Origin of the sequence: Streptomyces lycii (assembly GCF_009735685.1) — a bacterium.
Lineage (GTDB): Bacteria > Actinomycetota > Actinomycetes > Streptomycetales > Streptomycetaceae > Streptomyces > Streptomyces lycii.
This window is the reverse complement of record NZ_WHPN01000272.1, coordinates 1-12,910: the sequence shown is the minus strand read 5'-3', so window position 1 is coordinate 12,910 and position 12,910 is coordinate 1. Positions and strand designations below refer to the sequence as shown.

9 protein-coding genes and 1 pseudogene are annotated in these 12,910 nt (G+C 73.8%); 5 read left to right on the top strand and 5 right to left on the bottom strand.

What is annotated here, in order from left to right; all coding sequences use genetic code 11:
* Positions 1-152: 152 nt before the first annotated feature.
* The 3 genes and pseudogenes from GCU69_RS13950 to GCU69_RS13940 all read right to left on the bottom strand — a co-directional run bounded on the left by GCU69_RS13950 (position 153) and on the right by GCU69_RS13940 (position 3,505).
* Positions 153-1,472, bottom strand: coding sequence for an ABC transporter substrate-binding protein (locus tag GCU69_RS13950; protein WP_156206251.1), 1,320 nt, complete (start codon positions 1,470-1,472; stop codon positions 153-155).
* A gap of 97 nt (positions 1,473-1,569) precedes the next feature.
* Positions 1,570-2,511, bottom strand: a complete 942-nt coding sequence (locus GCU69_RS13945; RefSeq protein WP_098750593.1) for a carbohydrate ABC transporter permease — start codon at positions 2,509-2,511, stop codon at positions 1,570-1,572.
* A gap of 59 nt (positions 2,512-2,570) precedes the next feature.
* Positions 2,571-3,505: pseudogene (locus GCU69_RS13940) on the bottom strand (carbohydrate ABC transporter permease).
* A 161-nt stretch (positions 3,506-3,666) separates the two neighbouring features.
* On the opposite strand from GCU69_RS13940, the gene GCU69_RS13935 reads away from it, so the two are divergent.
* From GCU69_RS13935 to GCU69_RS13915, 5 genes are all read left to right on the top strand, one after another.
* Positions 3,667-4,860, top strand: a complete 1,194-nt coding sequence (locus GCU69_RS13935; RefSeq protein WP_235978462.1) for an ROK family transcriptional regulator — start codon at positions 3,667-3,669, stop codon at positions 4,858-4,860.
* 97 nt (positions 4,861-4,957) lie between these two features.
* Positions 4,958-6,892 carry a glycoside hydrolase family 9 protein gene (locus tag GCU69_RS13930; RefSeq protein ID WP_156206241.1) on the top strand — a complete coding sequence of 645 codons (1,935 nt, stop codon included), beginning with the start codon at positions 4,958-4,960 and terminating at the stop codon, positions 6,890-6,892.
* Between the two features lie 131 nt (positions 6,893-7,023).
* Positions 7,024-7,482 (top strand): SRPBCC family protein, encoded by a 459-nt coding sequence (locus tag GCU69_RS13925; protein ID WP_098750589.1) that lies wholly within the window; start codon positions 7,024-7,026, stop codon positions 7,480-7,482.
* A 193-nt stretch (positions 7,483-7,675) separates the two neighbouring features.
* The gene (locus GCU69_RS13920; RefSeq protein ID WP_098750588.1) at positions 7,676-8,842 is read left to right on the top strand and encodes an exonuclease SbcCD subunit D; all 1,167 of its coding nucleotides are present in this window, start codon (positions 7,676-7,678) and stop codon (positions 8,840-8,842) included.
* Positions 8,839-11,847 (top strand): AAA family ATPase, encoded by a 3,009-nt coding sequence (locus tag GCU69_RS13915; RefSeq protein ID WP_156206240.1) that lies wholly within the window; start codon positions 8,839-8,841, stop codon positions 11,845-11,847. The genes GCU69_RS13920 and GCU69_RS13915 overlap by 4 nt, the downstream gene beginning before the upstream one ends.
* Before the next feature lie 308 nt (positions 11,848-12,155).
* On the opposite strand, the gene GCU69_RS13910 is transcribed toward GCU69_RS13915, so the two are convergent.
* A complete protein-coding gene (locus GCU69_RS13910) occupies positions 12,156-12,527 on the bottom strand; it encodes a toxin Doc (RefSeq protein WP_098750586.1) in 372 nt (123 codons plus the stop codon).
* A gap of 3 nt (positions 12,528-12,530) precedes the next feature.
* Entirely contained in the window at positions 12,531-12,779 is a 249-nt protein-coding gene (locus GCU69_RS13905; protein ID WP_098750585.1) for a hypothetical protein, read from the bottom strand.
* Positions 12,780-12,910 lie beyond the last annotated feature (131 nt).

Genomic DNA, 12,910 nt, shown 5'->3' with positions numbered 1-12,910 from the left:
CCGAGTGCGGGTGCGGGTGCGGGTGCGGGTGCGGGTGCGGGTCCGAGTGCGGGTGCGGGTGCGGGTCAAGTGCGAGGGTTGGGTGCGGGCGCGAGGAGCGGGCTCGAGGAGCTGAGGCGCTGAGGCGTCCTGCGGGCAGTGGGCCGGCGCGGTCACCCGTCGTGGGCGAAGAGGTAGTTGATCTGCCGGTTCGTCTCCGTGAGGCGGCCGACGGGGGCAGTGCCCGCGTAGATGTCCTGGAGCACCGGTTTCATGATCGCCTCAATGTCCGCCGCATGGTCCGTGACCGGGAACGAGAAGGTGGTGCCCTCCTCGATGTGCCGGGTGAACGGTGTGACGTCCAGGCCGTTCCTGCGGTGCTCCGCGACGGCGGCGCGGGTCCCCGCCGGGGTGGCCGGGAAGACGGTCGCGTCCCGCCCCACCAGCTTCTGGCACTGGTCGGAGGCCAGGAAGGCGACCCACTCGGCCGCCGCCCGCTTGCGCGGCGAAGCCCGGGTGACGGAGTCGGCGAGGCCGCCCATCATCGACGCCCGCTCGCCGGAGGGCCCCACGGGGGTCGGCGCGATGCCGAGGTCCACGCCCTCCAGACCGGCGAAGGTGGACAGCATCCAGGATCCGTTCACGGTGAGGACGGCCTTGCCCGCGCCCATCTGGGTCTCGGGGTGGTTGGATTCCGAATACGTCTCGAAGGGCGCCATGTACCCCTTCTCGGCGAGGCCGTAGTACCAGTCGAGGGTGGACTGGAACGTCTCGCTGTCGAAGTTGTAGTGCTCGCCCCACAGCTCCTTGTCGGTGTACTTCCAGCCCGTCGACCCGGTGAAGGGGCTCCACTGGGTCTGGCCGTCATAGGTGCCGGGGTCCTGGGCCGCCATGCCGTAGCGCACCACCCGGTCCTTGTCGAAGCCCGGCTCGTCGCCCCGCCTTCCGTTCGCGTCGACGGTGAGCCGGGCGACGGTCTTCTCGAAGCTGCCGCCGTCGCGCGGATTCCAGTCCAGGGAGTTCAGCTCCCGGTCGCTGATGCCCGCCGCCCGGGTGTGCTCCTTGTTGTAGAAGACCGCGACCGTGTCCCAGTCCTTCGGCGCGCCGTAGCGGTGGCCGTCCCGGCCGGTCCAGGACCGTGCCAGCCCCGGCTGGTAGTCGGCGTCGCGCAGGGAGCGGGTCGGGCCCAGCTCGTCGAGCGGCGCCAGCACCCCGAGCTTCACGAACTGCGGCAGCATGTTGACCCGGTTGGTGAAGACGTCGGGCTGGGTACCCGCGATGAAGCTCGAGGTCAGCTTCGTCCAGTACGACTCCCAGCCGACCTGCGAGATGTCCACCCGCAGCCCGGGATTCTCCCGCTGGAACGCCTTCGCGCACGCCTGGTAGGCGGGGAGCTGGTTCGCGTCCCACAGCCAGTAGGAGATCGTCCGGCCGTCCCCGCCCTGGCCGCCCTGCGGCGCGCACCCCGCCGCGGCGAGGGTCAGGAAGGACATCACGGCCGCTGTCGCGAACGCCGCGCGCCGGTTCCCGGGCCGCCGGGAGCGGCGCCGGACCGCCCGCGCCGGTTCGTACCTCATCGGTACACCTCCTTCACTTGATGCCGCTGAAACCGATGGAGTTGACGACGCGCCGTGCCAGCAGGGCGAACAGCGCGATCATGGGCAGGGCCGCGATGAACGTGGCGGCCATCAGCCCCGCCCAGTCGGTGCCGGTCTGCGGGGTCTGGGAACGGAAGACGCTGAGGGCGACGGTGAGCACCCGTGAGCTGTCGCTGTAGGACACCATCAGCGGCCAGAAGTAGTCGTTCCAGGCCGTGACGTACGTGAGGATGCCGAGCGTGGCCAGCGGGGAGCCCGCCATCGGCAGGATCAGCCGGAAGAACACCCGGACCTTGCCCGCCCCGTCGAGCAGCGCCGCCTCCTCCACCTCCCGGGGGACGGTGAGGAAGAACTGGCGCAGGAAGAAGACGGCGAAGGGGGTCATGAACATCGTCGGCAGCGCGATGCCGAGCAGGGTGTCGACCAGCCCCAGATCCTTCACCAGCACGAAGTTGGGCAGCAGCGTGAACACGGTCGGCACCATCAGGCCGCCGAGCACGAGCGCGAAGACGGTGTCCCTGCCGCGCCAGCGCAGCCGGGAGAAGGCGTAGGCGGCCATCGCGGAGAACAGCAGCTGGCAGCCGGTGACGAGGGTGGAGACGAACACCGAGTTGGCGAGGTAGCGCCAGAAGTCCAGGGAGCCCCCGGCACCGCCCTCGGCCAGCGCGTCCTCGGTGCTCTGGAGCCCGAGGGCGCGCAGGAAGCCGCCCCAGCTGAAGTCCGCCGGAAGCGGTGACCCCGCGCCCGCGGGCAGCGCGGTGTTCGTCGAGAGCGCGGTGCGCAGCATCCAGTAGAACGGGAAGAGCGTCAGCAGGACGATCAGGGCCATCGCGGCCCAGGCGACGACGCGTCCCGGGGTCGGACGCGGGCGCCGCGGGGGCCGCTCGGCCCGCGGTGCACGGCGCGGCGTGGGCGGCGTGATCGTCGCCGTCATGGCGGGGCCTTCCCTTCGTCGGCTGCTCGGGGTGTGGCCGGCGGTGGTCGCCGGGGGCGTCAGTCGAGATCGGTCCGGCCGGCCCGGGTGAGCCGGTACTGCACGACGGTGACGGCGGCGAGCAGCAGCATCAGGGCCACGGAGATGGCGGAGGCGTAGCCGAACTGGAAGCGGCCGAAGGCCAGGTCGTAGATGTAGAGCTGGAGGACGTTCGTCGCGTTGCCCGGCTTGCCGTCGGTGGTGACCGAGACCGTGTCGAACACCTGGAACGAGCCGATCACCGTGATGATCATGACCAGCCCGATGATCGGCCGCAGCAGCGGCAGGGTGATCGAGCGGAACATCCGCCACTCACCGGCTCCGTCCACCTGGGCCGCCTCGTAGAGCGTGTTCGGGATGGTCTGCAGGCCGGCGAAGAGCAGCAGGGCCGTGTAGCCCATGTGCCGCCAGACGTTGACCAGGGCGATGGTCGGAATCGCCCAGTCCTCGTCGCCGAAGAAGGCGACCGGCTCGATGCCCAGCCATTTCAGGACCTCGTTGCCGATACCGAGCTGGGTGTCGAGGATCCACAGCCAGACGATTCCCGCCACCACGTTGGCCACCAGGTACGGCGCGAGGACGATGCCGCGCAGCACCGTGGAGCGGGTCAGCCGGTGCATGAGGACGGCGATGAGCAGGGCGGCCACCGTCTGCACGCCGATGTTGACGACGACGTACTCGACGGTGACCCACAGGGAGTTCCAGAACACCGGGTCGTTCGCCAGCCGCCGGTAGTTGTCCAGCCCCACCCAGCGCTCCGGCTGCAACAGGCTGAACTCGGTGAAGCTGAGATAGACGCCGCGCAGCGTCGGCCAGAGGGGAAGACCGCGAAGCCCAGCAGGGCCGGGGCGGCGAACGCCAGGGCGAGCGGCCCGTCGCCTCCGCCCGCCGGGCCGGAACGGTCCGCGCGCCGGGAGCGGTGACGCACCGGCGCGGGTGCCGGGTTGATGGCCATAAGGAGGCCCTCCGTCCGTCTCTGCGGCTGCGAGTTACTTTCAATCCGAAGTTAAGAGGGTGTCAAGGGTGTGTTCCGAACCACTTTCGAGGCTGCTGACGGCCGGATATAGTTCTGGGCAGAATTTACGGAGGACAATCGCACCGGGGACGGAGACGGCGTTGCGCGATGTGCCGACGGCCAGATGGAGACCGCTGAGCCCCGCCGAGCGGGCCGTCGCGATCGAGGTGCTGCGGCACGGGCCCAGCTCCCGCAGCGAGATCGCGCGCAGGCTCGGCATGTCCGGCGGCAGTATTACCCGGCTCGCCAAGCCGCTGATCGACGCCGGACTGCTGACGGAGCGGAGCGGACCGGCCCCGGTGACGGGGCAGGGGCGCCCGGGCCGGCCCCTCGACATCGTGACCGACCCCTGGCACTTCGTCGGTCTCAAGGTCACGGCGGACACGGTGTACGGGGTCGTCACCACCCTCAAGAGCACCGTCGTCCGGCGGGCGTCGAGCCCTCTCCCCGCCCGGGACCCGGACACCGTCGCGGAGACGGCGCACGCCGTGATCGCCGGGTTCGCCGAGGAGTACCCGCGGCTGGCGGGCGTCGGAGCAGGCATCGGGGGCCGCGTGCGCGACCGCGCGGTGGTCGCCGAGTCGCCCTATCTGGACTGGGAGGAGGTGCCGTTCGCGGAGCTTCTCGCGGAGCGCACGGGACTGCCGGTCGTGCTGGAGAACGACGTCGTGGCGCTGACCGAGTCGGAGACCTGGTTCGGCGCGGGCCGCGGCCTGGACCGGTTCGTCGTTCTGACCATCGGGGCGGGCGTCGGCTACGGCCTGGTCATCGGCGGCCGGCAGGTCCGGGGCGCGCACGACGGGCGCCGCACCCCCGAGCACTGGATCCTGGACCCGTCCGGCCCGCTCGGCCCCGACGGCCGGCGCGGCAGCGCGGGTGCGCTGCTGACGATCCCCGCCGTCGAACGCCAGGTGCGGGCGGCCACCGGCGGCGACGCGGACTACGAGGACATTCTCGCGCGCGCCCGGCGCGCCGAGCCCGTGGCGGCCCGGGTCGTCGGTGAGGCGGCGCGCGGACTCGGGGTGCTCCTCGCCCAGATCGCCAACTTCGTGATGCCGCAGAAGATCCTGCTGGCCGGGGAGGGCGTCGGTCTGGTCGACGTGGCGGGCGGTGTCGTCACCGACACGATCGCGGCCCACCGCCACCCCCTCGCCGAGCCGGTTCCGCTGGAGACCAAGGTCTCCGACTTCCACGACTGGGCGCGCGGGGCCGCGGTACTGGCCATCCAGGTGCTGGTCCTCGGAGGTACGGGCGGGGGAACGGGCGAAGGCACGGGCGGACGTCCGGACGCTTGACAGGCACCGGGCGCCCCAGGAGCATGTGGCTCGCCTATGGGAGCGCTCCCACTCCGGGGATCTCCCTCTCCGCCGGGATCCTCGAGGGAGCAGCCCCATGTCCCGCATCCGAAGACTCCGCCGCGCGGTCGTCGCCGCCGCGGCGGCTCTGGCCTGCGCCGTCACCGCCCTCACCGTCGCCCCCGCATCGCCGGCGCAGGCCGCGCCGGAGCACAACTACGCCGAGGCGCTGCAGAAATCGCTCTACTTCTACGACGCCCAGCGCTCCGGAGACCTGCCCGACGACTTCCGGGTCGGCTGGCGCGGCGACTCCGGCCTCGACGACGGCGCCGACGCCGGACTGGACCTGACCGGCGGCTGGTACGACGCCGGTGACCACGTCAAGTTCGGCCTGCCCATGGCCTTCACCGCCACGATGCTCGCCTGGGGCGCCGTCGAGTACCCGCAGGCGTACGCCGGCAGCGGGCAGCTCGCCCACCTCGAGTCCAGCCTGCGCTGGGTCAACGACTACTTCGTCAAGGCCCACCCGGAGCCGGACGTCCTCTACGGCCAGGTCGGCAACGGCGGCGCCGACCACAAGTGGTGGGGCCCGGCCGAGGTCATGCAGATGGACCGCCCCGCGTACAAGATCACAGCGTCCTGCCCCGGCTCCGACCTCGCGGGCGAGACCGCCGCCGCGATGGCCGCCTCCTCCATGGTGTTCCGGGACTCCGACCCCGCCTACGCGGACACCCTCCTCACCCACGCCCGCCAGCTCTACGACTTCGCCGACAACCACCGCGGCGTCTACTCCGACTGCATCACCGACGCCGCGAGCTACTACAAGTCCCACAGCGGTTACGAGGACGAACTCGTCTGGGGCGCCATCTGGCTGCACCGGGCCACCGGCGAGGCGTCCTATCTGGAGAAGGCCGAGACGTACTACGACGACCTCTCCACCGAGCCGCAGTCCGAGACCAGGTCCTACAAGTGGACCATCGCCTGGGACGACAAGTCCTACGGCGCCTACGCGCTGCTCGCCCGGCTCACCGGGAAGCAGCGGTACACCGACGACACCAACCGCTGGCTCGACTACTGGACGGTCGGGGTGAACGGGCAGCGGGTCCGCTACTCGCCCGGCGGCCAGGCCGTGCTCGACACCTGGGGCTCCCTGCGGTACGCCGCCAACACCGCCTTCGTCGCCCTCGTGCACGCCGACGGGCTCGACGATCCCGAACGCAGCGCCCGCTACCACGACTTCGCCAAACAGCAGATCGACTATGCCCTCGGTTCCAACCCGCGCGGCTCCAGCTATGTCGTCGGCTTCGGTGAGAACCCGCCCACGAAACCCCACCACCGCACCTCGCACGGCTCGTGGCTGGACAGCATGGACAACCCGGTGGAGCAGCGCCACGTGCTGTACGGGGCGCTGGTCGGCGGCCCCGGCACCAACGACGACGCGTACACCGACGACCGCAAGGACTATGTCGCCAACGAGGTGGCGACCGACTACAACGCGGGCTTCACCGGCGCGCTCGCCCGGCTGTACCAGGAGTACGGCGGCGCGCCGCTCGCCGGCTTCCCGGTGCCGGAGGAGCCGGACGGCCCGGAAATCTGGACCGAGGCGGCCGTCAGCATCAGCGGCGAGAACTTCACCGAGGTCAAGGCCATCGTGCGGAACGCCTCCGGCTGGCCCGCCCGTTCGCTCGAACAGGGTTCCCTGCGCTACTGGTTCACGCTCGAACCGGGCGTCGACCCGGAACAGATCACCCTCACCTCGCCCTACAACCAGTGCGCCGACCCCACCGGCCCGACAGCCGCCGGCGGCGGTGTCCACTACGTCACCGTCGACTGCTCCGGGGAGACGATCCACCCGGGCGGCCAGTCCCAGCACCGCCGGGAGATCCAGTTCCGCATCACCTCCTCCGGCGACTGGGACCCGGCCGACGACTGGTCGTACACCGGTCTGACCGCCGAACTCGCCGAGGCGCCCGGCCTGACCCTCCACGACGGGGACACCCTGATCTGGGGGACCGCACCCGACACCGCCTGACCTGCGCCTTTCCCGGCCGGGAGCTTTCCGGGCCCGCCCCAGGGCCATCCGGATGTGTTCCCGGCCGGAGGGCGGGCACGCGGGTCGGTGCGGCGCCGACCGCCGCGACCGCCGAGGAAAGGAGACGCGAGATGGGCATGGTCAAGGAGTCCGTCGAGGTGCAGGTCCCGGTCCGCACGGCCTACAACCAGTGGACGCAGTTCGAGGAGTTCCCCCAGTTCATGGAGGGTGTCGAGCGGATCACCCAGATCGACGACCGGCACAACCGCTGGACGGCGAAGATCGCGGGCGTACGGCGGGAGTTCGAAACGGAGATCGTGGACCAGCTCCCCGACGAGCGCGTCGCGTGGCGCACGACCACCGGGGAGGTCCGGCAGCACGGCATCGTCACCTTCCAGCGCGTCGACGACACGCACACCCGGGTGGAACTGGCGATGGACGTCGAGCCCACCGACGCCGCCGAGAAGGCCGCGGACCTGACCGGAGTGCTCAACCGGCGGATCAAGGGAGACATGCAGCGCTTCAAGGAGTACATCGAGCACCGCGGGAGCGAGAGCGGGGCCTGGCGCGGGCGCATCACCCCGGGCTGACCCGCGCGGGCCCCGGCCGGGCGGCCGGCCGGCGAGCCGGCGGGGGCCGCCTGACGCCGCCCCCCACGGGTGAGAGGATGTCGCCCTAGGAGAGCCGAGCGCCGGCCGGGGCCGGGGCGGCCCGTGGTGACCGCGGGACGCCCGCGCCGGCCCGGCCGGACGGAAGGGTGGGGACGCAGGTGGGTGCCCGGTCGTGAGATTTCTGCACACCTCCGACTGGCATCTGGGCCGGTCCTTCCACCGGGTCGGGCTGCTGGACGCCCAGGCCGCCTTCATCGACCACCTCGTCGCCACCGCGCGCGAGCAGCGGGTCGACGCCGTGCTGGTCGCGGGCGACGTCTACGACCGCGCGGTGCCCCCGCTGCCGGCCGTCGAGCTGTACGACAGCGCCCTGCACCGGCTCGCCGCCCTGGGCGTGCCCGTCGTGATGATCTCCGGCAACCACGACTCGGCGCGCCGGCTCGGGGTCGGTGCCGGGCTGATGGAGCAGGCCGGCATCCATCTGCGCACCGATCCCGAAGGCATCGGGACGCCCGTCGTGCTGGCCGACGCGCACGGCGAGGTCGCCTGCTACGGGCTGCCCTATCTGGAACCGGCCCTGGTCCGCGACCTGCTGGGCGCCGAACGCGCCGGGCACACCGAGGTGCTCGCCGCCGCCATGGACCGGGTACGCCGCGATCTGGCGGCACGCCCCGCAGGGACCCGGTCCGTCGTGCTGGCCCACGCCTTCGTCTCCGGCGGCGCGGGCAGCGACAGCGAGCGGGACATCACCGTCGGCGGGGTCGCGGCCGTGCCCGCCTCCGTCTTCGACGGCGTCGACTACGCGGCCCTCGGCCACCTCCACGGCTGCCAGGCCATCACCGACCGCGTCCGCTACTCCGGATCCCCCCTCGCCTACTCCTTCTCCGAGGCGGACCACCGCAAGTCCGTGTGGCTCGTCGACCTCGGCCCCCGCGGGGAGATCGCCGCCGAGCGCGTCGACTGCCCCGTGCCCCGCCCGTTGGCGCGGATCACCGGACCGCTGGAGGAACTGCTCGCGGACCCGGCGCTGGACGCGGCCGAGACGGCCTGGGTGGAGGCGACGCTCACCGACCCCGTCCGGCCGCACGAGCCGATGGCCCGCCTCGCCCGGCGCTTCCCGCACGTCCTCGCCCTCGCCTTCGAGCCCGACCGGGCCCCCGGTGACCCGTCGGCCTCCTACGCCCGTCGGCTCGGCGGCCGGACCGACCAGCAGATCGCCGAGGACTTCGTGGGGCACGTACGGGGCGGCAGCGGGCCCGACACGCCCGAACGCGACCTTCTCCGGCAGGCCCTGGACACCGTGCGCGTCGACGACACCGCCCGCGAGGTCGCCCGATGAGGCTGCACCGGCTCCGCGTCACCGCCTTCGGGCCCTTCGCCGGCACGGAGGAGGCCGACTTCGACGCGCTGTCCGCCGCCGGACTGTTCCTGCTGCACGGCCCCACCGGCGCGGGCAAGACCTCCGTGCTGGACGCCGTCTGCTACGCGCTGTACGGAGGGGTCCCCGGCGCCCGGCACGGCAGCGTCCCGGCGCTGCGCAGCGACCACGCCGACCCGTTGACGCCGACCGAGGTCCGGCTCGAGTTCACCGTCGCGGGCCGGCGGCTGGAAGTCACCCGGCGGCCCGAACAGCTCCGTCCGAAGAAGCGCGGCACCGGCCACACCCGCGACAAGGCGCAGTCCTGGCTGCGCGAACGCGGGCCGGACGGCTGGCGGGCGCTGAGCCGTTCCCACCAGGAGATCGGTGAGGAGATCGGGCAGCTGCTCGGCATGAGCAAGGACCAGTTCTGCCAGGTGGTCCTGCTGCCCCAGGGCGATTTCTCGCGCTTCCTGCGGGCCGGGGCCGAGGAGCGCGGCAAACTGCTCGGCCGGCTCTTCGACACCCGCCGCTTCGCCGCCGTCGAGGAACGCCTCGCCGAACTGCGGCGCACCGCCGAGAAACAGGTCACCGGCGCGGACGGCGAACTCCTCGCGCTGGCGCACCGGATGGCCCAGGCCGCCGGGGACACCGGTTCCGACGGGCTCCCGCTGCCCGGGGCCGCGCCGGGTGAACCGGGCCTGGCCGCAGCCGTCCTGGAGTGGGCCGCCGTCGCCCGTGCCGGAGCCCGCGAACGCCGGGACATCGCCGCGGCGGCCGCCCGCGCGGCCGAGGACGCGTACGCCGCGGCCCGGCGCGAGCACGAGTCCGTCGCCGAACTCGCCCGCCTCCAGCGGCGGCACGCCGACGCGCTGGCCCGCTCCGCCGCGCTGGAGGAGGCCGGGCCGGAGCGCGAGCGGGTACGCGCCCGGCTCGACCGCGCCCGCGCCGCGTCCCGGGTCGTGGACGCCCTGGAACTGCGGGAGGAGACGGGACGCGCCCACCGGGCGGCGTGCGAGCGGGAGCGGCGGGCCCGCGGCCGGCTGCCGTCCGGGGCCGCCGGCGAGGGAGCCGCGCGCCTCGCGGAACTCGCGGGGGAGTACCGGGAGCGGCTCGGCGGTCTCGCCGCGGCCCGGCGCGCCGAGCAGCGGGCCGCCGAGATCGCCGCGGAACGCGCGGCTCTCGACCGGGAGGCCGGTACCGACGAGGACGTGCTCGCGGAGACGGCCGACTGGCTCGGCCGCTGGGACTCGGTGCGCGCGGAGCACCAGCGGCGTATCGAGGAGGCCCAGGAGGCCGCCACCCGGGCCGAATCCCTCGCCGGGCGGATCGAACCGGCCGAGCGGCGGCTGCGGGCCGCCGAGCGGCGCGACGACCTCACCGGACGCCTCGGCACGGCCCGGGAACACCTCCTGCGCGCCCGGGAGCAGGCGGCGGAGGCCAAGCGGCGCTGGCTGGAGCTGAAGGAGCGCCGGCTGCTCGGCATCGCCGCCGAGCTGGCCGCCGGACTCACCCCGGGCGAGCCCTGCGCCGTCTGCGGCTCCGCCGAACACCCGCGCCCCGCCCGGGCGGAGGCGGACCACGTCGACCGGGCGGCCGAAGAGGCGGCCCACGACGCCCACCAGCGTGCCGAGACGGCTCGCGAGGAGGCGGAACGGCACCTCCAGTCGCTTCGGGACGCCCTGGAGACCGCCGGCGCGGAAGCCGGCGAGGAACCGGCGGACCGGCTGCGGGAGCTGGCCGCGGAACTGCGCCACGCCCATGCCGGGGCCCGCGCCACCGCGGCGGGCGCCCTGGACGCGCGCGCCGCCCTCGAACACGCCGAACAGGAACACGCCCGCCGTCTGGAGGGCCGCCGGGACGCGGAGCGGCGCGCCGCCGCGCGCGCCTCACGCCGCGACGCCCTGGACCAGGAGCTGCACGGCATCGAGGCCGGGCTCGCGCAGGCCCGGGGCGGAGCGGCCACCGTCGCCGAACGGGCCGGACAGCTGGAGCGGCGCGCCGCGGTGCTCGCGGAGGCCGCCGAGGCCGTGCGCGACGCGGAGGCCGCCGCCGAGCGGCTGAAGGAGGCCGACGCGCGACTCGCCGACGCCGCCTACCGGGCCGGGTTCGACACGCCGGGCGACGCGGCCGGCGCCGTGCTGCCCGACAGCGGCTGGCGCGAGCTCCAGCACCGCCTCGACCGCTGGCAGGCCGAGAGCGCCGCCGTCGCCGCTGAACTCGCCGACCCGGACGTCGCCGCCGCGGCGGCCCGCCCGCCCGCGGACGCGGAGGCAGCCCGCGCGGCACTGGAGCAGGCCACCGGCCGGCTGCGCGCGTCCTCCGCGGCCCAGGCCGGGGCCGACGGGCGGTGCGCCGAGCTGGACCGCCTCTCCGCCCGGGCCCTCGAGGGTGCCCGCCGCCTGGCGCCGCTGCGCGAGGAGTACGAGCGGATCGCGCGCCTCGCCGGGCTCGCCGCCGGCACCTCCGCCGAGAACGAACGCCGGATGCGCCTGGAGTCGTACGTGCTGGCCGCCCGGCTCGAACAGGTCGCGGCCGCGGCGAACACCCGGCTGCGGAAGATGTCGGCGGGCCGCTACACCCTGGTCCACTCCGACGCCCGCACCTCCGGCCGCGGCCGCAGCGGGCTGGGGCTGCACGTCGTGGACGCGTGGACGGGCAGCGAGCGGGACACCGCCACGCTCTCCGGCGGCGAGACGTTCTTCGCCTCGCTGGCGCTGGCCCTCGGCCTCGCCGACGTCGTCACGGACGAGGCGGGCGGCACCCGGCTCGACACCCTGTTCATCGACGAGGGCTTCGGCAGTCTCGACGAGCAGACGCTGGACGAGGTCCTCGACGTGCTCGACTCGCTGCGCGAGCGGGACCGGGCCGTCGGCATCGTCAGCCACGTCCCCGATCTGCGCAGGCGGATTCCCGTGCAGCTGGAGGTCGTCAAGGAGCGCACCGGCTCGGCGGTCCGCCACCGGTCGCCCGGCGCCGGCGGCTGACCCGCGGGGCGGCGGACGCGAGGACCTCGCGGCCCGGAAGGCCCCGCGGCCCCTGCAAGACCCCGCGGTCTCGGGGAGGCAGCGGGGCTCGGGAGGCAGCGGGGCCCCGGGAAGGCGCCGGGGACCGGCCGGCCCCGCGCCGTCGGCAGGCCCGGCGCCACGGCAGCCACCGCCATCGCGGCTCGGCGGACGCGGCGGCAGGACGGCGGACGCGGCGAGGCGGACCGCCGGTGCGGGCGGACCGCCGGTGCGGGCGGGGGCGGCGCGCAGGCGGTCCGGTGTGCCGCGGACCGTGCGCGGCGGGCGCCTCAGATGCGCCAGGAGCGGATCAGCCCGGCGGCCCCGTAGACCGTGGACTCTGCGGACTGCAGATCCTTGACCAGCTCGATCAGCGCGCCGTACGGAGGGTCGATGCCCTCGTGCGAGGCGTGCATGTAGGCGACGGCGATGCCGCACGCGAAGAGCGCGTTGCGCGACGGCAGCGGCTTGAGCTGGATGATGGTGTGCAGCAGGGCGGCGGCGCGCCAGGCGGCGTCGGCGTGCTCGCCGAGGCGCGGGGTGTTGACCCGGTGGCGGGCGACGGCCGCCGCGAGCGCGGAGTAGTCGTCGACGCCGGGGTCGGTCGGCAGGATCTCGGTCTGGCGGGCGAGCAGCCAGCGGATGTCGATGAGCAGGTCCACGTCTCAGGCGGCTCCGCGCCGGTTCCCGTGGGCCGCGGGAGCGTCGTCGGGGAAGGCCTCGTCGAACGCGTCGGCGTTGTCGACGACGAAGGAGCGGAAGATCTGCGTCGCCTCGGCCATGGCGCGCCGCTGGGCCAGATCGTCGGTGACGGCCTCGCGCACCAGCGCCTTGAGCGTCACGCCGCGTTCCCGTGCGGCTTCCCGTAGCTCCGACAACTCCTCGTCGCTGAAGTCAATGTTGAGGGCGGGCATGCCGCCACCGTACTGCTCCGGTACCGCGTTGCACAGACGTGCAGGTCAAAGAGGTCCGGCCGCGGTACTGGAAGCAGGCCGGGAGGCGCCGGGCGGGCCCCGGCCGCGCCCGCGTGACCAGGGCCGCGGCC

What these genes read in the sequence shown, in the direction of transcription:
- GCU69_RS13950 (WP_156206251.1), bottom strand. Translation starts at nt 1,472, where the DNA reads ATGTCCTTCCTGACCCTCGCCGCGGCGGGGTGCGCGCCGCAGGGCGGC.
- GCU69_RS13945 (WP_098750593.1), bottom strand. Translation starts at nt 2,511, where the DNA reads ATGACGGCGACGATCACGCCGCCCACGCCGCGCCGTGCACCGCGGGCC.
- GCU69_RS13930 (WP_156206241.1), top strand. Translation starts at nt 4,958, where the DNA reads ATGTCCCGCATCCGAAGACTCCGCCGCGCGGTCGTCGCCGCCGCGGCG.
- GCU69_RS13925 (WP_098750589.1), top strand. Translation starts at nt 7,024, where the DNA reads ATGGGCATGGTCAAGGAGTCCGTCGAGGTGCAGGTCCCGGTCCGCACG.
- GCU69_RS13915 (WP_156206240.1), top strand. Translation starts at nt 8,839, where the DNA reads ATGAGGCTGCACCGGCTCCGCGTCACCGCCTTCGGGCCCTTCGCCGGC.
- GCU69_RS13905 (WP_098750585.1), bottom strand. Translation starts at nt 12,779, where the DNA reads ATGCCCGCCCTCAACATTGACTTCAGCGACGAGGAGTTGTCGGAGCTA.